The organism is Mesorhizobium sp. M0184 (assembly GCF_040322215.1).
Classification (GTDB): domain Bacteria; phylum Pseudomonadota; class Alphaproteobacteria; order Rhizobiales; family Rhizobiaceae; genus Mesorhizobium.
On the sequence record NZ_JAMYSZ010000035.1, the window covers coordinates 25,391 to 45,298 of the forward strand.

Here is a 19,908-nt window from a genome sequence, read left to right on the forward strand (position 1 = left end):
GCGCTGCCTATACGGCTTCGGCCAATGAAGACCTTGCAAAACTCGCATCGGATGCGAAGAACTGGGCGATGCAGACGGGTGACTACGCCAACACCCGCTATTCCAAACTCAACCAGATCACTGCCGACAATGTGAAGAACCTGCAGGTCAAATGGAGCTTTTCCACCGGCGTGCTGCGCGGTCACGAAGGCGGGCCGCTGGTCATCGGCGACGTGATGTATGTCCACACGCCTTTCCCAAACAACGTCTATGCTCTGGACCTCAAGAATGACGGCAAGATCCTGTGGAAATACGAGCCCAAGCAGGACACGAACGTCATTCCGATCATGTGCTGCGACACGGTCAATCGCGGTGTTGCCTATGGCGACGGCAAGATCATTCTCAACCAGGCCGACACCACCGTCGTCGCGCTCGATGCCAAGACCGGCAAGGTCGTCTGGTCTGTCAAGAACGGAGACCAGACCGACGGCGGAAAGGGCGAATCCGGCACGTCGGCACCCGTAGTCATCAAGGACAAGGTGCTCGTGGGCGTCTCCGGTGCTGAATTCGGTGTTCGCGGCTGGCTGGCCGCCTACAATCTGAAAGACGGCAAGCTCGCCTGGAAAGCCTATTCGGAAGGTCCTGATGCAGACACCCTTCTCGATCCCGAGAAGACCACCCATCTCGGCAAGCCTGTCGGAAAAGATTCCGGCACGAACACCTGGGAAGGCGAACAGTGGAAGACGGGCGGCGGCACGACATGGGGATGGTATTCCTATGATCCCAAGCTGAACCTGGTCTATTACGGCACCGGCAATCCCTCGACGTGGAACCCGGTCCAGCGCCCAGGCGACAATCGCTGGTCCATGACAATCATGGCTCGCGATGCGGATACCGGTGTTGCCAAATGGCTCTACCAAATGACCCCGCATGATGAGTGGGACTATGACGGCATCAACGAGATGATTCTCGTCGATGGCATGGAGGTCAACGGCGCCAAGCACGACGTGCTGGTGCATTTCGACCGCAACGGCTTTGCCTACACAATGGATCGAGCCACCGGCGAACTTCTCGTCGCCAAGAAATACGATCCGGCAGTGAACTGGGCGACGGAAGTCAACATGGATCCCAAGAGCGACCAGTATGGCCGCCCGCAGGTCGTCGCCAAGTATTCGACCCAGCAGAACGGCGAAGACACCAACTCGACCGGTATCTGCCCGGCCGCGCTTGGAACCAAGGACCAGCAGCCGGCCGCCTACTCGCCGAAGACCGGGTTGTTCTACGTGCCGACCAACCATGTCTGCATGGACTATGAGCCTTACAAAGTGAGCTACACCGCCGGTCAGCCCTATGTGGGCGCCACCGTGTCGATGTATGCGGCGCCTGGCGGTGACGGTAACATGGGCAACTTCATTGCCTGGGATGCAGCCAAGGGTGAGATCGTCTGGTCGAAGCCCGAGCAGTTCTCGGTGTGGTCGGGCGCATTGGCGACAGATGGCGACGTCGTCTTCTACGGTACCCTCGAAGGCTACATCAAGGCGGTCGATAAGGACGGCAAGGAACTCTACAAGTTCAAGACCCCGTCCGGCATCATCGGCAACATCACGACCTACGAGCATGACGGCAAGCAGTACGTCGCCGTTCTGTCCGGCGTCGGTGGATGGGCGGGTATCGGTCTGGCAGGGGGGCTGCTTTCGCCCGATAACGCCGCTGCCTGGCATGGCGCCGTCGATCAGGGCCGTGCGCAGGGCGACGAGACCGCGGTCGTTGGAACCGCTGGTCTGGGTGCCGTCGGCGGTTACGCGGCACTTGCCGACTATACGACGCTGGGCGGCCAGCTCACCGTCTTCGGCCTCCCGGACTAATAACCGGGAAGAGCCTTACGACTAGGTTCGAAAACGAGAGCCCGGGTCACCCGAAGCCGGGAACCGGGCTCTCGATTGCGCGCCCACCCAACACCGATTAATGCCGAGCACGACGGCAGCCAGTGTCCCTGGCAAATGAAGGAAGAGTCTGAATGATCGTTCGCATTGCAGTTTCCGCTCTCGCTCTGGTCCTGCTGCCTCTGGCCAGCTCAAGTCTGGCAAGGGCCGAAGACAGCATGGAAAAAGCCAAGGCGGTGAAGCAAGAAGGGGGCAAATATTTAGATGCGGACGGAAATCCGACCTACAAGATCGAAAACGGAACCGTCGATTGGTACACGTTCAGCGGGTACCGTCGGTATCACTCCGATTGCCATGTCTGTCACGGACAGGACGCAACAGGTTCGAGCTATGCGCCTGCCTTGGTCAATAGTCTGAAAACCATGGATTACGCCACGTTCCTGTCGATCGTCGCCGAGGGCCGCAAGAATGTCGGCGGCGGCAAGGAAAACGTCATGCCTGCCTTTGGCGACAACAAGAACGTCTATTGTTACCTGGACGATCTCTACGTCTATCTGCGCGCGCGCGCCGATGGCGCGGCACCCCGCGGCAGGCCGCCCAAGCACGAAAACAAGGCTCAGGCAGCCAAGGATGCCGAAGCATCCTGCATGGGTGGATGATATGACCGGCTGCACTGCATCGAAGCTGCGCGTCGTTCTGCCGATCCTCGGCGCGCTCGCCTTGCTGCCGTCGAATGTTCTGGCGCAAAATGCCGGGCTTGGCGCTGCGGGCGAACTGGTCGATCCCGACATTCTGCGCGTCTGCGCCGATCCCTCGAACATGCCCTTTACCGACAAGAACGGCCAAGGCTTCGAAAACAAGCTGGCTGAACTGGTTGCCAAGAAGACGGGGCGGAAATCAGTCGCTTACACGTGGTTTCCCACTGTCACCGGCTTTGTGCGCAATACGCTGGGGGCCAATCGATGCGACATCATCATGGGCTACGCCCAAGGCGATGAACTGGTGCAGAACACCAACGCCTACTATCGCTCCGCCTATGTGCTCGTATACCCCAAAGGCAACGGCATGGAAGGCATCGAGACGCTCGAAGACCCGAAACTTTCCGGCAAGAGAATCGGCGTCGTCGAAAGCACGCCGCCAACCGCCAACATGGCCGCCAACAAGCTTCTGCGGACCGCCAAGATCTATCCACTCGCGGTGGATACGCGCGTCACTCCTTCCATGGGGGAGGTCATGATCAGGGACATGTTCGCCGGCGAGATTGACGCGGCGGTCCTGTGGGGGCCGATGGCAGGTTACTATGCCAGGGAACTCGGAGCCGATGTCACCATTGTTCCGCTGCTGAAGGAAAAAACCGGCTCGCGCATGTCCTACCGCATCACCATGGGCGTACGTCCGTCCGACCAGGAATGGAAACGGACGCTCAACCGGGTGATCAGGGAAAACCAGGCGGAGATCACCAAGCTTCTGCTGGGTTACAACGTGCCGCTGATCGACGAGCACGACAATCCGATCACGCAATAGTCGGGATGGGTCAGGAGGAGGAAAAACCTACGCGATGAACAATTGAAGAGAAGACTACAGCTACTTTCGATAGTTTTGTTTTTCGGTCTTTCAAAACCTTGCGTTCATTTGTCCATTTTGAGAACGTGATGGACGAGCCATTGCTTCGGTGCCCTGCAATGGTTGGCTAACCACCGGATCGGCCCCTTCGGGCTGGTAGAAGAGGAGAAATGTTATGAAGAAGAGCTGGACAAAACCGACCATGTGTCAGGTTGCTGCGGGCTTTGAAATTTCGCGCTATCTGCCTGCTGAAATTACTCCCAAGAAGTAGGCCGCAGAGGTGCGTGTCCCTGGCAACAGGGGCACGCATCCCCTTGCCGCATGGGATTTTCGTGAAAGAGTTTGAGGTGCGCAAAGCGGGCGGGCCGTTTTTTGCGGCTGCAAATTGGCTGCTGGTCAGAGAAGCCGCGGGGCGGGCGTTTTCATGCGTTTGAGAATCATCGGATCGGCGGCCGGCGGCGGCTTTCCGCAATGGAACTGCAATTATCGTCTGAGCCGTGCGGCTCGCACCGGGGTAGCTGGCGTGCATTCACGAACCCAATCGAGTGTCGCCGCGTCGGCGGATGGACTCGGCTGGGTTCTGTTCAACGCCTCGCCCGACATTCGCCAGCAGATCGCGGCAACGCCTGAATTGCAGCCCGTGCACGATGCGCCGCTGCGCTCGACACCTATTCGCGCGGTGGTGCTGACCAATGCCGATGTCGATCATGTGGCCGGCCTGCTCAGCCTGCGTGAGCGGCAGCCTTTCGCTATCTATGCAACGACACAGGTTCTGGCGACGCTGAAGGCGAATTCGATTTTCAATGTCCTCGATCCGGCGCTCGTGCCGCGACGCATCTTGCCGCCGGCGCAAGAACTGTCGATCTGCGACGCAGACGGCCACGACACCGGGGTGGCTGTCGAGAGCTTTCCCGTGCCCGGGAAGATAGCCCTCTATCTCGAAGAAAGAGGCCAGCCGGATGCCAATTTCAGCTCCGATGCCGGCGACACGATCGGCGTCCGTATCGCCGGTGCCGGCAGTCGCGGCTCCGCCTTCTACATCCCCGGCTGCGCCCGCATCGATGCGACCCTGCGCACGCGTCTAGCCGATGCCGCATGCCTTCTGTTCGACGGCACGGTCTTCACCGACGACGAGATGATTGCTGCCGGCGTGGGCCAAAAGACCGGTGCGCGCATGGGGCATCTGGCAATGTCGGGAGACGCGGGGTCGATCGCCGGCTTGGCCGATGTGAGGATCGGCCGCCGTGTCTTCGTCCACATCAACAACACCAATCCTGTTCTGGACGAGAATTCTGCCGAGCAGGCAGCAGTCAAAGCGGCTGGCTGGGAAGTGGCCCGCGACGGGATGGAGATGGAATTTTGAGTGATTTCCACGACGCAGCCAGCAACGGCCTGTCCTCAAGCGAGCTCGAAGCCGTGCTGCGGCAGGTCGGTGCCGAGCGCTATCACAACCGCCATCCTTTCCATCACAGGATGACCAGCGGTGCGCTGTCGAGGACCGAGATGCAGGCCTGGGCGCTGAACCGCTATTGCTATCAGGCTGTCATTCCGCGCAAGGATGCCATGATCCTCGCGCATGCCGAGGATCCGGCGTTTCGCGCCGCCTGGCGCAAACGCATCGAGGATCATGACGGCGAAGACGGCTGGAGCGGCGGTATTGCGCGCTGGTTGCACCTGGCGACCTCGCTCGGTCTCGATGCCGACGCGGTGAAGAGCGAGAGGCTGGCCCTGCCGGCGACACGTTTTGCGGTTGGCGCTTACCTCTCCTTTTGCACGAACCGGACCCTGCTGGAGGCGGTCGCGTCGTCGCTGACCGAGATGTTCTCGCCGCTCATCATCGGCGAGCGGGTACCCGCGATGCTGGCCAGATACGATTATATCACCGAGGACACGCTGGCCTATTTCACCCGACGGCCCGAACAGGCCTCGCGCGACGCCGACTTCGCGCTCGCCTATGTGCTCGAACATGCCGACACGGCGGAACGCCAGCAGCAGGTGATCGATGCACTGGTGTTCAAATGCGATATACTCTGGGCCATGCTCGACGCGCTTCAACACGCCTATGGCGAGCCGGGCAATATCCCGCCCGGCGCCTTCCGTCCGGAGGCAGCCCAATGATGGCACTGCGCGAAAGAGTCATGGTGTCGCTGCAGTCGGTTCCATCGCTGCCGAAGCACGTGCGCATACAGTATGACCCCGTGCGCCAGGCGTTCGCCGTGCTGTCGCCCGAAAAGGTGTTCTGGCCAAACGAGATCAGCCTCGACATATTGCGCCGCTGCGACGGACGGTCCACGGTCGGCCACATCATTGCCGGCCTTGCCGCAGATTATGATGCCGAACAGGAGGCTGTGGCGGCCGATGTCGTCGCCTTCCTGCAGGAATGGTCGGACAAGCTGCTGGTGAAGCTATGAGCGAGCCCCCTCTCCCCCCGATCGGCATGCTGGCGGAACTGACGCATCGCTGCCCGCTGCAATGCCCCTATTGTTCCAATCCGCTCGAATTGCTGAAGGCCAATCGCGAACTCGACACGCAGAGCTGGCTCGACCTGTTCTCGCAGGCGGCCGACCTTGGCGTTCTCCAGGTGCATCTGTCCGGCGGTGAACCGACGCTGCGTCGCGATCTCGAGCAATTGATCGCCGGGCTTTCGGCGCGCGACGTCTACACCAACCTGATCACCGCCGGTGTCGGCATTGCGGATGGCCGCATCGAGGCATTTGCCGAAGCCGGGCTCGACCATCTGCAACTGAGCTTTCAAGGTGCACGGCCGGCGACCACCGAGCGCATCGGCAATCACAGGGGCAGCCACGAAAAGAAGCTGGAAACGGCACGCCGCGCTCGCGCGGCCGGCTTGCCGCTTACCATCAACGCGCCGATCCATCGCCACAATATCGAGGAGGTACCGGAATTCATCGATCTGGCCCTTTCGCTGGGTGCGGAGCGTCTCGAGATCGCCAACGTGCAGTACGCCGGCTGGGCGCTGACCAATCGCGATCAACTGATGCCCGAGCGTGTTGCCGTCGACCGCCAGGCGGAGATCGTCGCGGCGGCGCGCGAACGCCTCACCGGCATCATGAACATCGATTTCGTCACGCCGGATTATTTCGCCATCTATCCCAAGCCGTGCATGGGCGGCTGGGCGCGCGACGCCTTCATGGTGACGCCAGACGGCACCGTACTGCCATGCCATGCCGCACAGACCATACCGTCGCTCGGCTTCGAGCGTTTTGGATCACGAAGCCTGGCCGCGATCTGGACCGATTCCCCGGCATTTAATGCCTTTCGAGGCACGGACTGGATGCAGGAGCCCTGCCGCAACTGTGAGCGGCGCGAGATCGACTGGGGCGGCTGTCGCTGCCAGGCGATGGCAATCGCCGGCGATGCCGCCGCGGCGGACCCGGCTTGCGCGAAATCGCCGATCCATGCGCGCATGGCAATGCTGATCGACGAGGCCCAGCGCGCTGCGACGGTTCCTTCGAAGGACGAACCATTCGTCTACCGGCGCATCGGCGTCGTCACGGAGCCCGCCTGACTGCCGACCTATTCCTACGGCCTACCCTCGTGAAAGCCGTTCGGCATGCCACGTCATATGGTCATGCATGAATGTCGAAATGAAAAAATAGGAGTGATCGTATTCGTCCTGCATCCGCAATTTCAACGGAATGCCTGCCTTGGAGCAGGCGTCTTCGAGCAGCCAAGGCCTGAGGCCCTCCTGGAGGAAACCGTCTGACGTTCCCTGATCGACCAGGAATTCCGGGAAACGGTGTCCATCCTCGATGAGCGAAGTGGCATCGTAGCGCCGCCACGAGGCCTCATCCAGGCCGAGATATTTTTCGAAAGCCGGCTTCGACCAGCCGGCTGTGCTTGGCTGCACGATCGGCGCAAAGGCCGAGCAACTTCTGAAACGCGCGGGATTGTTCAGTGCGATCGTCAGCGCGCCATGCCCGCCCATCGAATGGCCGAAGATCGACTGGCGCGCCATATCGGCGGGAAATTCGCGCCTGATCACGGCTGGCAGCTCCTCGACGATATAGGAATACATGCGATAGTTCTTGGCATACGGCTCTTGCGTCGCGTCGAGGTAGAAACCGGCGCCGCTGCCGAACTGCCAATTGTCCTTTTCATCCGGAATGTCGGCACCACGCGGGCTGGTGTCGGGACAGACAACGATCAAGCCAAGTTCGGCGGCAATACGTCTGTATTCGCCTTTTTCCATTACATTCGCATGGGTGCAGCTGAGTCCGGAGAGGTACCACACCACGGGGCAACGGCTTTCCCGTGCCTGCGGAGGCACGAAAATGGCAAACGTCATTTCGCACGAGCAGCTCGTCGAGAGATGAGAGTAAACATGCTGGGCGCCGCCATGCGACTTGGCAGTCGAGACGAGTTTCGGGTGCTCTGGCATATATTCTTCTCCACCAATTTTAACCGCCGACCGTAGGCTCTACGACATCAAGGGTGATCGCGGCAACCTTGGTGGGCCGGCTGGCGCGCGGGGCTCTTGATCGGAGCCGGGATGGCCTGCCTTCGCCGACGGTCTTGGCGCAGCAAGGCGCGAGAGGCCGCTCGCTGGCGCAGCGTTGCCAGCAAGCCATACGGGCCAGGCTGGGCGATTGTTGGCGATGCCGGCTATAACAAGGACGCAGTCACTGCGCAGGCATCCGCGATGCTTCCGGGACGCCGAGCCCTGCGCAAATGCGGCTTCACGTCCAGTACTTGCCAAACCTGGTCAGCGGCGGTTTCGCAACCCACTGATCGACTTTTGCCCCTGTCACCCATCGCGCAGCAAAGATGATGGTCCGGCGATTTGTCTCCACGAATCGTCGACCTCGCATCGGCCATTCTAAAGCTCAGCGAGGTCGATCGTGACTCGTTGCACGGCGAGTTCGGGTCTCTTCGGCCTGGAGCCCGCCATTGAGACAATTCCCGCCCGCTCAAGGGCCGCCAAGGAGCGGGATACGTTCGGCTGCGGACGCGCCGCCAACCTGCACAGTTCCGTGATGCTTTGCGGTCGATACCGATGGATCAGCGCCACCAGCCGACAGTTCTCAGGGGTCAACGCCCGCAGAACCTCTTCAGGCGCGCACGACTGAGCCATTGGTTCAGGGACCACCAGATGCCCGCCGCCTGAGCCGTCGCCGCCGCCATCACTGTCGTGCGTGTTTCCTCAGTAAGGGTGCTTTCCAAGTAAACAATGGCTTCGACCAAAGACGGAAATGCCTCCTTTACCCTGTCGAGGCTTTCCTGCACCTTGGCTGTTTTCAGGTCAAAACCGTGCCGATGCCTCACCAGGTCACGGAATCCCTTTAACGCACTCAGGGACCGATAAAGCTCGGGGTCGAGCACAGCCGGCCGGATGCCTGCAATTTCCGCCGACATCTGATCGAGCACGTCCTGGTGCATCGTAGGTCCTTGGGGAACGAGGCCGTCTATGTCGTTGGAGAGGCTGAGCAGGATGTCCTCGATGCCGGTGTAGACATTGTGGACTCCCAGCGAAACTGCTGCGACGGCGCCCCATTCGCCGCGTGACAGCTCACTCCGATGAGCCGCCAGATATTCCTCGATTTGCTGCAGTTCCTTCGCAGCGCGGTCGATTTTTGACGACAGTTTTGCGAATGCCGGATGCTTAAACGCTGTCATTAAGCAATTCCTGCACTCGTTCGGACGAAACGTCTGAGGCAAAGATCAGGTCATAAGGAATGTTCGTTCCCCGAAGCTGGTCTGCCACCAAGCGCTCTACCATGGCCCGGCGCGCGGGATCAGTGCGTCCGTGCACCAGCAGATCTACGTCCGAATGGACGCGGAAACGGTTTTTCGCGAGGGATCCGACAACAGAGATATCGACGCCGCGGGCTTTGGCGTTCCGGAGAATACGCGATACACAGGCTTGCGCGGTCTTCCGGCGATCGTCAGCTCTTCGGTGGATCAAAGTGTCAATTTTGTTCATCTTTTCGCCTGTTGCCTTTGGTCCAAATGTGACCCGAGGCGAGATTTTCGCAAGTCCGCAAGCTGTGCGTGCAGTCGAAGTTTTAGGCTAAGCGCCGTTAAGGCGAGTGCTAGAAAAGAAGCTGTACGGATTGTCCCTGCGCCGAGAGCAGTTTGACGGCCTTCCGGTCAAACGAGACGAAAGTCTCCCCGCCAAGCCAGCCGCCGTCAAAAGCGATCACGCCGTCCGCGAAATCGCCGCCGGCATCGAGGACTGACAGCCCTGCCTCAACTGCCGCCCGGCTGACGACAACCATTCGCGGTGTTCAGCAAGCCCGGATCGCCGCGGCAAAGTTTCGCGCTCTGTATGGTACTGCCGGGCCAGAACCCAGGCGAACTCGCACAAGGCCTTCAAGCTCACGGCCACGATGTCCGCTTTGGCCAGCAGGTCGACGGCAATGGCCGCCTGCCCCTCATCATCGGCGACATAGGCGCGCAGCAGCACATTCGTGTCGGCCGTAACCCACATTCCTCGCCGGACCCGGCCACAGCGCCCGCTTCCGCCATTGCCTCGTTGATCTCCTCGATGCTGAGCACCCGGCCGTTCGTCTTGCCTCTGAGGAACCCGTGGAGGTCCCGGAACGACCCCTTTGCCCGTGCAGCCCTCAATTCCGCCCGACCATCGGGCAGCAGATCAAGCTCGATCTTCTCGCCCGGTTTGATGCCCAGATGTTGCAGCACGTCCTTGCGGAACGTCACCTGTCCCCTTGTCGTCACTGTCGACGTTGTCATGTTAAACATTCCTGTTCATCGCGATAAGACAATGCAAATCTGCATTATTATCAATGCAGATGGGTCGGGGCCAAGCTTGGCGTCCATGCGGCGACTGAATCGCGACCAGCGCTCTGCCAGAGTGAAGTCGCCAAACATCACCTGGAGGTCAGCATGCAAGCCAACACCACAGCCGCTATCCGCGTCGATCTTGCCGCAATGTTTGTCTCGTTAGAACTGTCTCGTTCAAAATGGCTCGTCACTTCGCTTCGGCTGGTGTCGGGAATGGCGCGACCGCCGCCGGGAAGCGAGGGAAGGCAGCGTCAAGTTCGAGCCAGAGATTAATAAGAACGAAGCCATCGCCGCATAGGCGTCTGCCTGCGTGGGTATGGACGGACTCACTCATGCGCAATATGAATCATGAATGGAGATGAGGCCTGCCGTGGCGCTCACATTTTCGCCGTGTCGCTAAGGCAGGTGACGCTCGTTCAATGACGCTGCGCAGGGCGGGTTGGCCTTCTGGTCTAACGCCGCCCGCAGAAGTGTCGATATCAGGGGATCTGGTCAATGACCGACAACAAGCCAGACGTTACCAAGGATTGGCAAGCGACGCAGGGCCAGAAGTCCTCCGCCACGCGTCTTCGCCTTTTCGCCGTACTCTCGTGGATCGTCGCCATTGGCGGCGAGATCTACGGAATTATGCTGCTTCGCCAGAACAAGTTCGACCAGGGACACCTGCCGCTGGTCATCGGCCTTCTGGTCGGCATCGCGATTTTCGCAATCGCCGGCAACTTGCTATGGAAGGCGGCCAACAGGCACGATCCGGCTCGTGCATCCGACGCGGCCAGGTTCTTCTTCCAAAACCAGCTCGGCGCAATCATCACACTGATTGCCTTCCTCCCGCTGGTTTTCCTGATCCTCACCGACAAAAACATGGATCCGCGGACCAAGAAGGTTGCCGGCGGCGTCGGCGCCGCGCTGGCCGTGCTCGCGACGGTCATGGGGATCAGTTTCAAACCCCCGTCGGTCGAACAGTACACCCAGGATATGAACGCATGCGCAGCCCAGATCAGGTCGGGGCAGCCCACCACCGCCTGTTCGCCCGATGTCGCCGCTCAGGCGCAGGCGATCGCGACGGACACCGCCGCCGTGGCGGCGGCGACGCGGGACGCGAGCCACCCCGCCGGTCAGGATGTCGTCTACTGGATCGCGCCCGAAAACGGAGCCGCGAAGTCCACCGAGCCGCATGTTTTCCACCTCTGCGCAGGCGTGAGCCCGCTGAAGGACAAGACTGTGAATAGTGGCTCCGTGACGGAGGCCTACGCACAGAACGCCGTCCGCATCACGAAGCAGATCGATATGGAACAGAAGCAGTGCGGGTTCACCGCCACAACCAGCACCAACTGAACCCGTTTGCACTCGATCGGGTCCAGCCGTTGGTCTTGTCGAGAAGGATGGCGCGTAAGCGCAGGCTCAGTATTGACTCGCCGAAGCAACGCCAAATGCCGGGATCGCCCGGCTGGCCAATATTGTCCAGCTGCAAACTTATCCGCGGCGGGCAATGACCTGGCGTCTTACGCACGGCAGCTTCCGGCCTGAGCTTCGAATGGAGAATGACGTTAATGAAGCGCATAGCCGCCGGCAGCATTATGGGCGGGAAGCGAACCGGGAACTTCTGGCGTTCACCTGGTGGGCCGCATCGACCAGAAGCGGATTGGGCAAGCGTTCCATGGCATGTAGCGTCGGGTATCACGCACCTGCTGGACCCCTGTTGATGACTGACCGATGCCGGCCTGCTGGCTTGGAGGCTGGGGAGTGGGGAGTCTCGGGGCGAACGACTATTTCATTCCGCCGAGGGCATTCGGCAGCGGCATGGCCGGCCTTCAAAGTCCTTTGGCCGGGAAGTTGGTACGGATAGTCGGAATCAGGCAACACCCCTGTTTTCCGAGCTGGATTTTGAAGCCGTGAACGAGCGGCTATGATGAACGCGCCCAGTGCAAGTAAGGTCACGAAGGCCCTACAATAAGTTTTAGAGGAGACTACGTCGATGACGAACGTGCGCGCCCTTGTCCTTGAACGCCAGCACGAACTCAAGCTGCGTGACATCGATCTGCCACAGACCGTCGGCCCGGGCGAAGTTCGCATCAAGATCCATACGGTGGGCATCTGCGGCTCCGACGTGCACTACTACACGCATGGCCGCATCGGCCCGTTCGTGGTCGAAGCGCCGATGGTCTTGGGCCATGAAGCCGCCGGCACCGTCGTCGAAACGGGGGAAGGCGTCGAGCATCTGAAGGTCGGCGACCGCGTCTGCATGGAGCCGGGTATCCCCGATCCCAATTCGCGGGCGAGCCGGCTCGGCCTCTACAACATCGATCCAGCGGTCAGGTTCTGGGCAACGCCGCCGATCCACGGCGTGCTGACGCCCTATGTCGTCCACCCCGCCAACTACACTTTCAAACTGCCCGACAATGTCAGCTTCGCCGAAGGCGCCATGGTGGAGCCCTTCGCTGTCGGCATGCAGGCGGCTGCCAAAGCAAAGATCGCGCCGGGCGACACGGCGGTGGTGATTGGCGCAGGGCCGATCGGCACGATGGTGGCGATCGCGGCGCTCGCCGGCGGCTGCGCCCGCGCCGTTGTTGCAGATCTCGCCCAACCCAAGCTCGACATCGCCGGCGGCTATCAAGGCGTGATCCCGATCAACGTCCGCGACAAGAACCTGGCGGCGGAGCTAAAGCGCCTGACCGATGGCTGGGGCGCCGACGTGGTGTTTGAATGCTCGGGCTCGTCCAAGGCATGGGAGACCCTGCTCGATCTGCCGCGGCCCGGTGGCGCGGTAGTGGTGGTCGGCCTGCCGGTGGCGCCGATCGCATTCGATGTCGCCACCGCCTCGACCAAGGAAGTCCGCATCGAGACTGTGTTCCGATATGCCCACCAATATGAGCGGGCAATCGCGCTGATGGGGTCGGGCCGGGTCGACCTAAAGCCACTCATTTCGGCGACCTTCCCCTTCGAAGATTCCATCACCGCCTTCGACCGCGCAGTCGAAGCCCGGCCCGCGGACGTAAAGCTTCAGATCTTGTTGCCGGATTAAGGGGAGTTCCAAAAGCCCCCGGGTTGTCCTCCCGATCTCCTCGATGCGTTGCGTAGTTCTTGGGCAGCCAAGGCTGGCTGACGGCGGCCCTGAGCGCTTTTGATGCTGTACACGGCATTTGCCGGCGGCGCTGCCTCCAAAAACAACTCCATACCCGGCGATCACGGCATCCTCTGGGACCACGAGCAAATCCCTGGAGCGCTGACGGAACCGACTTGACAATTCGGCGGCCGTCCGACACGTTCTTAACAAAAGGCACAACAAACTTACAAAAGTTCAAGTTGGCACAATCTGGCCGATAGGGAGAAGGCCGATGCGTCTGTGTGACCGAGCAGAGATTTGCGCGTGAGCACGGTGACCGTGACCCGCGAAGCGCCCAGATGGGCCCTTCCCCGGTTCATGACGGCCGAGCATCCTTTCCCCTGGCTCGCGCCGATCACGGTGATGCTTCTCGTTTTCGGCATCTATCCCCTCGCCTATTCAGTCTGGCTGTCGTTTCACAAACGCAATGTCGTCTCCCGGCAGCTCGACTTCGCCGGGCTCCACCAATGGACGCGCGCCTTCTCGGATGCGCGTATGTGGCATTCGCTGGAAACCACGCTGATCTACACCTTCGTCGCGCTTGCGGTTCAGCTTGCGCTCGGCATCCTCATCGCGCTTCTGCTTGACACCGATCGCAAAGGTTACGGCGTGCTGCGGGCGCTGATGACACTGCCGCTGGTAGTGCCGCCTGCAGTGACCGGAATGATGTTCCTGCTGATGCAGGACGGCTCTTTCGGCGTCCTGTCGTTCTACCTCTATGCCCTCGACCTGATCTCGCCGGCACAGCCGATCCTGACGCAGCCCGGAACCGCATTGGCGGCGATCCTGCTGGCAGACATATGGCAATGGACGCCGTTCATGGTGCTCATCATCCTGGCAGGGCTCAGGGCGCTGCCGAAGGAACCTTTCGAGGCAGCCGCGATCGACGGTGCAAACGGCATCCAGACGTTCTTGCGGCTCACATTGCCGATGCTGCGCAAGGTGATAGCGGTCGCGGTACTGATCCGCGGCGTCGATCTCTTTCGCATCTACGACTACGTCTACATCATCACCGCCGGCGGGCCAGGCACGGCCACCGAGACGCTTTCGTTCTACGCTGGCCGTATCTACTTCACCGGAGACTTCCCCTATGCCGCAACCCTGTCGCTGATCGTGCTCGTCGTCTTGATCGTCGTGTCGAACCTCTTCGTCAGGCTGTTCAAGGTGAGGTTCTGATGGAGTCGTCGCGCGCCCAAACGATCGCCCGCGACGTCCTCGCCGTCCTAGTGGTGGCGATCTTCATGTTCCCGATCGCGTGGTGGGCGCTGTCGTCCATCAAACCCTATTCGGCGATCTTCGACCGCAGCGGACCGGTCTACACCGGTTTCACGCCGACGCCGGACAATTACCGCGTGACGTTGCTTGGCGTCTCACGCGTCGACATCGGCATGGAACAGGGCGGCGAGGCGGCCGGGGTGATCAAGGGTGGCGCCAGCTCCTACGATTCCCGCCAGTCGTTGCTCGACAGCGCCATCATAGCCATCGGATCGACGGCGCTGACGCTGCTGCTGGCCACGCTGGCCGCCTATTGCCTGTCGCGAATGCAGTTCAGCGGCCAGCAGTCCTTCCTGTTCTGGATTCTCTCGCAGCGCTTCATGCCGCCAATCGCGATCGTCATTCCAATCGTTTTCATGTTCCGAGATCTCGGCTTGCGCGATACCTATACGGGCCTCGTCCTCGTTCACAGTTTGATCAACCTGCCGCTGGCGGTTCTGCTTTTGAAGTCGTTCTTCGACGATGTTCCGCGCGAGGTTGATGAAGCGGCGCTGATTGACGGCGCGACGCGCTGGCAGACGTTCCGACGCGTGGTCCTTCCCATGGTCAAGGGCGGCATCGCTGCGACGGCCGTGCTGTGTTTCATCTTTTCGTGGACCGAGTTCCTGCTCTCATTGTTCCTGACAACGTCGATCCGCACTGTGCCGGTGAAGATCTCGACCTTTGTCACATCGACCGCGACCGAGTGGGGCTACATCACAGCGCTCGGCACGTCCGCGATCATACCCAGCTTCATCTTTATCCTGCTGGTTCAACGGCATCTGGTCCGCGGCCTCACCCTCGGATCGCTGAAGGAGTGAGGCGCAGACGAGAAGAACGACGACAAAAACGCAATGGAGGAACGATCATGAGCTTCAGTGAACACGACAAGAAGACATTCGTCGCCGATACCTGCAATGACTTTACGGCGCGCCGGATAACCAAACGCGACTTCATGAGGAAGATGGCGCTCGCCGGTGTCGGCTTTTCCGCCTTCGGATCGGCCATGCTAGGTGGTGGCCGCACCAATCGGGGGATGCTGGGCCTCGGGGTTGAAGAAGCCCGCGCCCAGGACGCCGACATGCTGAAGTGGCTGACCGACGTCGGCAAACCATATGCCGGCACCAAAATCCGCTACACTTCGGAAGCGACGCCGCCAACGATTGTTGCCAACCAGCTTGTCGCGGGTGAATTCACCAAGGCAACCGGCATTGAGGTGGAAGTCGAGATCGTGCCGCTGGAGCAGGTTCTCGCCAAGGCGACGCAAGACGTACAGGGCCAGCTTGGCACCTACGACGTCTACTATCTCGACCAGTCCTGGATGGCGACATTTGCCCAGGATGTCGTCGATCCGCGCGAGTATTACGACCAGAACAAAGAACTGGCGATGCCCAACTTCGACTGGGACGATTTCTCCAAGCCGCTGGTCGACGGCATCGCCATGTACAACGGCAAACAGTGCGGAATTCCATTCGATATTCCGATCTTCATCCTGATGTACCGCAAGGATCTTTTCGACAAACACAACATTGCCCTGCCGACAGACCTCGACGCCTACCTCAAGGCCGTCCAGGCGCTCACAGAGGCAGAAAAAAGCAACGGCATCTTCGGCACCGCGTGCCAGGCGAAGTCCGGCCACTATTCGCTGGAATGCGACTGGACTTTCGCATTGTGGGGCCATGGCGGTTCGATCTTCAACAAAGACAAGAAGTTTGTCGGCAATGACGAACGCGGCGTGGCCGGGCTCAAATTCTATCAGGAGCTGGTCAAGAACTCGCCGCCGTCGGCGACGACTTGGACCTGGGACGGGCAGGGACAGGCACTGACACAGGGTCAGGCCGCCATGGCAATCACCTGGGGCGAAGATTTCCCCGGCTTCGACGCCAACGATTCCAAGGTCAAAGGCCTGTTCGAGGCCCTGCCCGCGCCCAAGGAGGTTCCTGGTCGTCGCGCCGCCGCCGATTGCGGCTTCAATGAGATCCCGGCCGTCGGTCACCAGGGCGGCTCGACGATTTCGCTGTCGCAATATTCCAAGAACAAGGAAGCGGCATGGCTGTTCATGCAGTGGGTCTGCTCGAAGGATGTCATGGCGCGGGTATCGACGCTCGGCGGCGGCGCGTCGCCGATGCGCAATTCGTCTTTTACAGATCCTCGGGTCAAGGCAAAGGCCGTTGTCGGGCCCGGAACGACACGCCATTTCGACGCGATCAAATACACGATCGACAATCAGATGGGATCGGAGCCGGACATGCCGATCTGGGCGGATTTGTCGAACAACGACATTCCGGTTGAACTCGGCAAATTGCTTACGGGCCAAGACTATGGCGGCGATGCCAAGGCATGTCTCGATGCCATTGCCGGCATTGTCGACGGCAAAGTCAAGGACGCCGGTCTTTAGCGGCTAGTCGGTGATTTGGGCGAAGGCGGCTTCGGCCGCCCTCGCCCGTTGGCAACGTGGCGGCAATGGTTCCTGATCTCGTCATCGGCATTGATTCCTCGACCTCGGCAACCAAGGCGATCGCCTGGGACCGCAATGGTCTGGCCGTGGCCGAAGGTCGTGCACCGCTTGCAATGTCCAACCCGCGTTCGGGCTATTTCGAGCAGGATCCGGCCGAATGGTGGGCCTCGACGGTCACGGCGCTTCGTGTGGTCGCGGCAACAGTTTCGCCGGCACGCATTGCCGCCCTTGCGATTGCCAACCAACGCGAGAGCTTCGGCCTTTTCGACGAGCAAGGCGAAGCGGTCGGGCCGGCGACGCTCTGGCTCGATGAGCGCGCCCGTGGCAAAGCACGGCGCTTCGGCGAGAGCTTCGGCGCGGCACGCGTCCACGCAATATCCGGCAAGCCGCTGGACGTCATTCCTTGCCTTTACCGCATGATCTGGTTTCGCGAGGAAGAGCCCGAGATTTTTGCCCGGGTGGAGCGGATGGCCGAAGTCCACGGCTATCTGGTCTTTCGCTTGAGCGGCCGGTGGGTGACGTCCACCGCATCCGCGGACCCGATGGGCATACTCGATATGCGAGCTATGGACTGGTCGAACGATATACTGGAGGCAGCGGGCGTCGCCCGGCGCATGATGCCGGACCTGGCGCGGCCCGGCACCGTTCTGGGCCAACTGACTTCGGAAGCGGCCATTTCGACGGGCCTGCGCGAGGGCACGCCGATCGTCGCCGGCGGCGGCGATGGTCAATGCGCCGGCACGGGCGCTGGTGTGTTGCAGGCGCGATGCGCTTACATCAACCTCGGCACGGCGGTCGTCTCCGGCAGTTTCGGCACGGACTACGTCCACGACCAGGCCTTCCGCACCGAAATGGCGGTCGCCGACAATGGCTATATCTATGAGACGTGCCTTCGCGCCGGCACTTTTCTTGTCGACTGGATGGCGCGCGAAATGCTTGGCGTCGATCTGCATGGCGCAAGCGATGCCCTGGAGGCGCTCGAGGCCGAAGCCGCTGCCAGCCCGATCGGCGCAGGCGGCATAATGCTCCTGCCCTACTGGCAGGGCGTCATGGACCCACACTGGGATAGTGCGGCCCGTGGTGTGATTGCCGGGCTCTCCGGCTCCAGCCGCCGCGGCGACATCTATCGCGCCGTGCTGGAAGGCATAGCGCTGCATCAGGCCGCGACAAGTCAGCGGGCGGCTGCGGCTGCCGCCCAGACTATCGACCAGTTCATAGCCATCGGCGGAGGAGCGAAGTCCGACCTGTGGATGCAGATTCTGGCGGATGCACTCGGCCGCCCCGTAAAACGTTCGACGACGGTGGAAGCCTCCTCGCTTGGCGCGGCGATGGCGGCGGCAAAGGGGGTGGGCTGGTTTTCCACCATCGCCGAAGCGTCGCTCGCAATGGCCAGCGAGCCGGCCAAAACCTTCGAACCGGACACGAAACGGGCCGCGCTCTACGCCGAACTTCTTGCGATCCATGCCGATCTTTGGCCAACGCTTTCAGCCTGGAACCAGCGCCTCGCGGCCTTCATGGAGGCCGATCATGGCTGAAACGACCAACTGGAACGCGTTGATCGAGGACGTTGTCGCGGGACGCTGGACAGATCCCAAGACCGGCGCGGCCGCGGTCCTGCCGTTCCAGACGATCGAATTGCTCGAGACGACGGAAGGCCGCGAGGCGGATCTCGTTGCGCCGCTGAAGCTAGGCAGCCGCATCGCTGTTGTGTCGGATATCAACACCGTCGAGGTGATGGGCAGGCGCGTCGCGAAGGCGCTGCGTGCTATCGCTGACATCGATGAAATCGTGCTGCCTGACGGCCTCGACTGCGATGAGGCAATGATCCAGATGGTCAGGGAGAAGACGCGTCACGCCGACGGGGTCGTGGCCGTCGGATCCGGTGTCCTCAACGACAGCTGCAAGCATGCAACCTTCCTCGACGAGCGGCCCTATGCCGTCTTCGGCACGGCAGCCTCGATGAATGGCTACGGCGCCTCGACAGCGTCAGTGACCTTGGCCTCCGGGCTCAAGATCTCGCTGCCCTCACACGCGCCCCGGGGCATCTTCCTGGACCTTGGCGTGTCGGCCGCAGCGCCCGCCTGGCTCAGCGCCGCCGGGCTTGGTGACAGCCTCTGCCGCTCCACCGCCCAGATCGACTGGTGGGCTTCGCATCGGCTGTTCGACACTTACTATTCCGAGGTGCCTTACCTGCTGCAGGCGGGCGATGAGGAGCCGATGCTGGCCCATGCGCCTGGCCTTGCCAGGCATGACGTCACCGCTGTCGGACATCTCCAGCGCGTCCTGACGCTGTGCTCGATGGGCGTGTGCTTTGCCGGCGTTTCCCATCCCGGGTCCATGGGAGAGCACCAGATTTCCCATTGGGTCGACATGTTCGCGGGAGAGCGTCATCCCGGCACCACGCACGGCCAGCAGGTGGGGGTTGCCTCGCTGGTCATGGCGCGTCTGCAAGCGCGGCTGCTGGACATGAAAGAGCCGCCGCGGGTGAAGCCGACCGCCATCGACGAAGCGGCGATGCTGGCCCGCTATGGCGCGCAGCTTGGACCACTTTGCATTGCCGAGACGAAGAAGACGGCACTCGACGCCAGCCAGGCGGAAACCTTCAACCGCAGGCTTGCGGAAATCTGGCCAGCCCTGCGCCAGGAGGTTCGGCCCATGGCAATGCCGGTCGCCGGCATGGAGGCAGCACTCAAGGCTGCCGGGGGGCCGGTCACCGGCGCGGAACTAGGCCTGCCGCGCGCGCTTTGGCACGATGCCGTTCGCTATTCGCGGGAAATCCGCGGTCGATGGTCCTTCATCAATCTGGCCGGCGATGCAGGACTCTTGGAAGAGTTTCTGGAGAGCGAACGGTGAGAGCGCATCCGATCGCCAATGGCTCGCATGGCGAAAATGGGATCCAACCG

At 61.3% G+C, this 19,908-nt stretch carries 22 protein-coding genes; 15 read left to right on the top strand and 7 right to left on the bottom strand.

The genetic code is table 11. The features are described from left to right. Nucleotides 1-68 precede the first annotated feature (68 nt). From NKJ23_RS29095 to pqqE, 8 genes are all read left to right on the top strand, one after another. Nucleotides 69-1,844 carry a methanol/ethanol family PQQ-dependent dehydrogenase gene (locus tag NKJ23_RS29095; protein WP_502894471.1) on the top strand — a complete coding sequence of 592 codons (1,776 nt, stop codon included), beginning with the start codon at nt 69-71 and terminating at the stop codon, nt 1,842-1,844. 152 nt (nt 1,845-1,996) lie between these two features. Then, complete coding sequence (locus NKJ23_RS29100) at nt 1,997-2,521, top strand: c-type cytochrome, methanol metabolism-related (RefSeq protein WP_352622911.1); 525 nt, start codon at nt 1,997-1,999, stop codon at nt 2,519-2,521. A gap of 1 nt (nt 2,522) precedes the next feature. After that, the gene (locus tag NKJ23_RS29105) at nt 2,523-3,386 is read left to right on the top strand and encodes a substrate-binding domain-containing protein (RefSeq protein ID WP_352646200.1); all 864 of its coding nucleotides are present in this window, start codon (nt 2,523-2,525) and stop codon (nt 3,384-3,386) included. A gap of 214 nt (nt 3,387-3,600) precedes the next feature. Next, nucleotides 3,601-3,696, top strand: coding sequence for a pyrroloquinoline quinone precursor peptide PqqA (locus NKJ23_RS29110; RefSeq protein WP_101918690.1), 96 nt, complete (start codon nt 3,601-3,603; stop codon nt 3,694-3,696). Nucleotides 3,697-3,849: 153 nt separating this feature from the next. Beyond that, nucleotides 3,850-4,788 (top strand): pyrroloquinoline quinone biosynthesis protein PqqB, encoded by a 939-nt coding sequence (gene pqqB, locus NKJ23_RS29115; protein WP_352684002.1) that lies wholly within the window; start codon nt 3,850-3,852, stop codon nt 4,786-4,788. After that, nucleotides 4,785-5,543, top strand: a complete 759-nt coding sequence (gene pqqC, locus NKJ23_RS29120; protein WP_352684004.1) for a pyrroloquinoline-quinone synthase PqqC — start codon at nt 4,785-4,787, stop codon at nt 5,541-5,543. The genes pqqB and pqqC overlap by 4 nt, the downstream gene beginning before the upstream one ends. Further along, nucleotides 5,540-5,836 carry a pyrroloquinoline quinone biosynthesis peptide chaperone PqqD gene (gene pqqD, locus NKJ23_RS29125; protein ID WP_352684005.1) on the top strand — a complete coding sequence of 99 codons (297 nt, stop codon included), beginning with the start codon at nt 5,540-5,542 and terminating at the stop codon, nt 5,834-5,836. Before pqqC ends, pqqD begins: the two co-directional genes overlap by 4 nt. Further along, nucleotides 5,833-6,954, top strand: a complete 1,122-nt coding sequence (gene pqqE, locus NKJ23_RS29130) for a pyrroloquinoline quinone biosynthesis protein PqqE (protein ID WP_352684007.1) — start codon at nt 5,833-5,835, stop codon at nt 6,952-6,954. The genes pqqD and pqqE overlap by 4 nt, the downstream gene beginning before the upstream one ends. A gap of 21 nt (nt 6,955-6,975) precedes the next feature. On the opposite strand, the gene fghA is transcribed toward pqqE, so the two are convergent. The 7 genes from fghA to NKJ23_RS34760 form a co-directional block, all read right to left on the bottom strand. Next, nucleotides 6,976-7,827, bottom strand: a complete 852-nt coding sequence (gene fghA, locus NKJ23_RS29135; protein WP_352684009.1) for an S-formylglutathione hydrolase — start codon at nt 7,825-7,827, stop codon at nt 6,976-6,978. A 438-nt stretch (nt 7,828-8,265) separates the two neighbouring features. Continuing rightward, nucleotides 8,266-8,520, bottom strand: a complete 255-nt coding sequence (locus NKJ23_RS29140) for an HVO_A0114 family putative DNA-binding protein (RefSeq protein WP_352684011.1) — start codon at nt 8,518-8,520, stop codon at nt 8,266-8,268. Beyond that, a complete protein-coding gene (locus tag NKJ23_RS29145; protein WP_352684013.1) occupies nt 8,478-9,062 on the bottom strand; it encodes a ribonuclease toxin HepT-like protein in 585 nt (194 codons plus the stop codon). The genes NKJ23_RS29140 and NKJ23_RS29145 overlap by 43 nt, the downstream gene beginning before the upstream one ends. Further along, nucleotides 9,049-9,369, bottom strand: a complete 321-nt coding sequence (locus NKJ23_RS29150; RefSeq protein WP_352684015.1) for a nucleotidyltransferase domain-containing protein — start codon at nt 9,367-9,369, stop codon at nt 9,049-9,051. The genes NKJ23_RS29145 and NKJ23_RS29150 overlap by 14 nt, the downstream gene beginning before the upstream one ends. 109 nt (nt 9,370-9,478) lie before the next feature. After that, on the bottom strand, nt 9,479-9,664 hold the full coding sequence (locus tag NKJ23_RS34755) for a PIN domain-containing protein (RefSeq protein ID WP_502902589.1): 186 nt from the start codon (nt 9,662-9,664) through the stop codon (nt 9,479-9,481). After that, nucleotides 9,586-9,876: a PIN domain-containing protein gene (locus NKJ23_RS29155; RefSeq protein WP_502902588.1), complete on the bottom strand. Its 291-nt coding sequence runs from the start codon at nt 9,874-9,876 to the stop codon at nt 9,586-9,588. The genes NKJ23_RS34755 and NKJ23_RS29155 overlap by 79 nt, the downstream gene beginning before the upstream one ends. Beyond that, nucleotides 9,765-10,139, bottom strand: coding sequence for an AbrB/MazE/SpoVT family DNA-binding domain-containing protein (locus tag NKJ23_RS34760; protein ID WP_502902590.1), 375 nt, complete (start codon nt 10,137-10,139; stop codon nt 9,765-9,767). The genes NKJ23_RS29155 and NKJ23_RS34760 overlap by 112 nt, the downstream gene beginning before the upstream one ends. Before the next feature lie 546 nt (nt 10,140-10,685). Here NKJ23_RS34760 and NKJ23_RS29165 point away from each other — a divergent pair. The 7 genes from NKJ23_RS29165 (at nt 10,686) to NKJ23_RS29195 (ending at nt 19,858) form a co-directional block, all read left to right on the top strand. Continuing rightward, the gene (locus NKJ23_RS29165; RefSeq protein ID WP_352684017.1) at nt 10,686-11,525 is read left to right on the top strand and encodes a succinate dehydrogenase/fumarate reductase transmembrane subunit; all 840 of its coding nucleotides are present in this window, start codon (nt 10,686-10,688) and stop codon (nt 11,523-11,525) included. A gap of 640 nt (nt 11,526-12,165) precedes the next feature. Then, nucleotides 12,166-13,212 (top strand): NAD(P)-dependent alcohol dehydrogenase, encoded by a 1,047-nt coding sequence (locus NKJ23_RS29170; RefSeq protein ID WP_352684019.1) that lies wholly within the window; start codon nt 12,166-12,168, stop codon nt 13,210-13,212. Between the two features lie 345 nt (nt 13,213-13,557). Then, entirely contained in the window at nt 13,558-14,469 is a 912-nt protein-coding gene (locus tag NKJ23_RS29175; RefSeq protein ID WP_352684021.1) for a carbohydrate ABC transporter permease, read from the top strand. Beyond that, nucleotides 14,469-15,368 (top strand): carbohydrate ABC transporter permease, encoded by a 900-nt coding sequence (locus NKJ23_RS29180; protein WP_352684023.1) that lies wholly within the window; start codon nt 14,469-14,471, stop codon nt 15,366-15,368. The genes NKJ23_RS29175 and NKJ23_RS29180 overlap by 1 nt, the downstream gene beginning before the upstream one ends. Before the next feature lie 47 nt (nt 15,369-15,415). Next, nucleotides 15,416-16,945, top strand: a complete 1,530-nt coding sequence (locus tag NKJ23_RS29185) for an ABC transporter substrate-binding protein (protein WP_352684025.1) — start codon at nt 15,416-15,418, stop codon at nt 16,943-16,945. A 65-nt stretch (nt 16,946-17,010) separates the two neighbouring features. Then, nucleotides 17,011-18,540, top strand: coding sequence for a xylulokinase (locus tag NKJ23_RS29190; RefSeq protein ID WP_352684027.1), 1,530 nt, complete (start codon nt 17,011-17,013; stop codon nt 18,538-18,540). Beyond that, nucleotides 18,533-19,858: an iron-containing alcohol dehydrogenase gene (locus tag NKJ23_RS29195; protein ID WP_352684029.1), complete on the top strand. Its 1,326-nt coding sequence runs from the start codon at nt 18,533-18,535 to the stop codon at nt 19,856-19,858. The genes NKJ23_RS29190 and NKJ23_RS29195 overlap by 8 nt, the downstream gene beginning before the upstream one ends. The last annotated feature ends 50 nt before the right edge of the window (nt 19,859-19,908 follow it).

What these genes read in the sequence shown, in the direction of transcription:
- NKJ23_RS29145 (WP_352684013.1), bottom strand. Translation starts at nt 9,062, where the DNA reads ATGACAGCGTTTAAGCATCCGGCATTCGCAAAACTGTCGTCAAAAATC.
- NKJ23_RS29155 (WP_502902588.1), bottom strand. Translation starts at nt 9,876, where the DNA reads ATGTGGGTTACGGCCGACACGAATGTGCTGCTGCGCGCCTATGTCGCC.
- NKJ23_RS29140 (WP_352684011.1), bottom strand. Translation starts at nt 8,520, where the DNA reads ATGGCTCAGTCGTGCGCGCCTGAAGAGGTTCTGCGGGCGTTGACCCCT.
- fghA (WP_352684009.1), bottom strand. Translation starts at nt 7,827, where the DNA reads ATGCCAGAGCACCCGAAACTCGTCTCGACTGCCAAGTCGCATGGCGGC.
- pqqB (WP_352684002.1), top strand. Translation starts at nt 3,850, where the DNA reads ATGCGTTTGAGAATCATCGGATCGGCGGCCGGCGGCGGCTTTCCGCAA.
- NKJ23_RS29100 (WP_352622911.1), top strand. Translation starts at nt 1,997, where the DNA reads ATGATCGTTCGCATTGCAGTTTCCGCTCTCGCTCTGGTCCTGCTGCCT.
- NKJ23_RS29105 (WP_352646200.1), top strand. Translation starts at nt 2,523, where the DNA reads ATGACCGGCTGCACTGCATCGAAGCTGCGCGTCGTTCTGCCGATCCTC.
- NKJ23_RS29165 (WP_352684017.1), top strand. Translation starts at nt 10,686, where the DNA reads ATGACCGACAACAAGCCAGACGTTACCAAGGATTGGCAAGCGACGCAG.
- NKJ23_RS29180 (WP_352684023.1), top strand. Translation starts at nt 14,469, where the DNA reads ATGGAGTCGTCGCGCGCCCAAACGATCGCCCGCGACGTCCTCGCCGTC.
- pqqD (WP_352684005.1), top strand. Translation starts at nt 5,540, where the DNA reads ATGATGGCACTGCGCGAAAGAGTCATGGTGTCGCTGCAGTCGGTTCCA.
- NKJ23_RS29190 (WP_352684027.1), top strand. Translation starts at nt 17,011, where the DNA reads ATGGTTCCTGATCTCGTCATCGGCATTGATTCCTCGACCTCGGCAACC.
- NKJ23_RS29185 (WP_352684025.1), top strand. Translation starts at nt 15,416, where the DNA reads ATGAGCTTCAGTGAACACGACAAGAAGACATTCGTCGCCGATACCTGC.
- NKJ23_RS29110 (WP_101918690.1), top strand. Translation starts at nt 3,601, where the DNA reads ATGAAGAAGAGCTGGACAAAACCGACCATGTGTCAGGTTGCTGCGGGC.
- NKJ23_RS34760 (WP_502902590.1), bottom strand. Translation starts at nt 10,139, where the DNA reads ATGACAACGTCGACAGTGACGACAAGGGGACAGGTGACGTTCCGCAAG.
- pqqE (WP_352684007.1), top strand. Translation starts at nt 5,833, where the DNA reads ATGAGCGAGCCCCCTCTCCCCCCGATCGGCATGCTGGCGGAACTGACG.
- NKJ23_RS34755 (WP_502902589.1), bottom strand. Translation starts at nt 9,664, where the DNA reads ATGGTTGTCGTCAGCCGGGCGGCAGTTGAGGCAGGGCTGTCAGTCCTC.
- NKJ23_RS29095 (WP_502894471.1), top strand. Translation starts at nt 69, where the DNA reads ATGCAGACGGGTGACTACGCCAACACCCGCTATTCCAAACTCAACCAG.
- NKJ23_RS29195 (WP_352684029.1), top strand. Translation starts at nt 18,533, where the DNA reads ATGGCTGAAACGACCAACTGGAACGCGTTGATCGAGGACGTTGTCGCG.
- NKJ23_RS29170 (WP_352684019.1), top strand. Translation starts at nt 12,166, where the DNA reads ATGACGAACGTGCGCGCCCTTGTCCTTGAACGCCAGCACGAACTCAAG.
- NKJ23_RS29150 (WP_352684015.1), bottom strand. Translation starts at nt 9,369, where the DNA reads ATGAACAAAATTGACACTTTGATCCACCGAAGAGCTGACGATCGCCGG.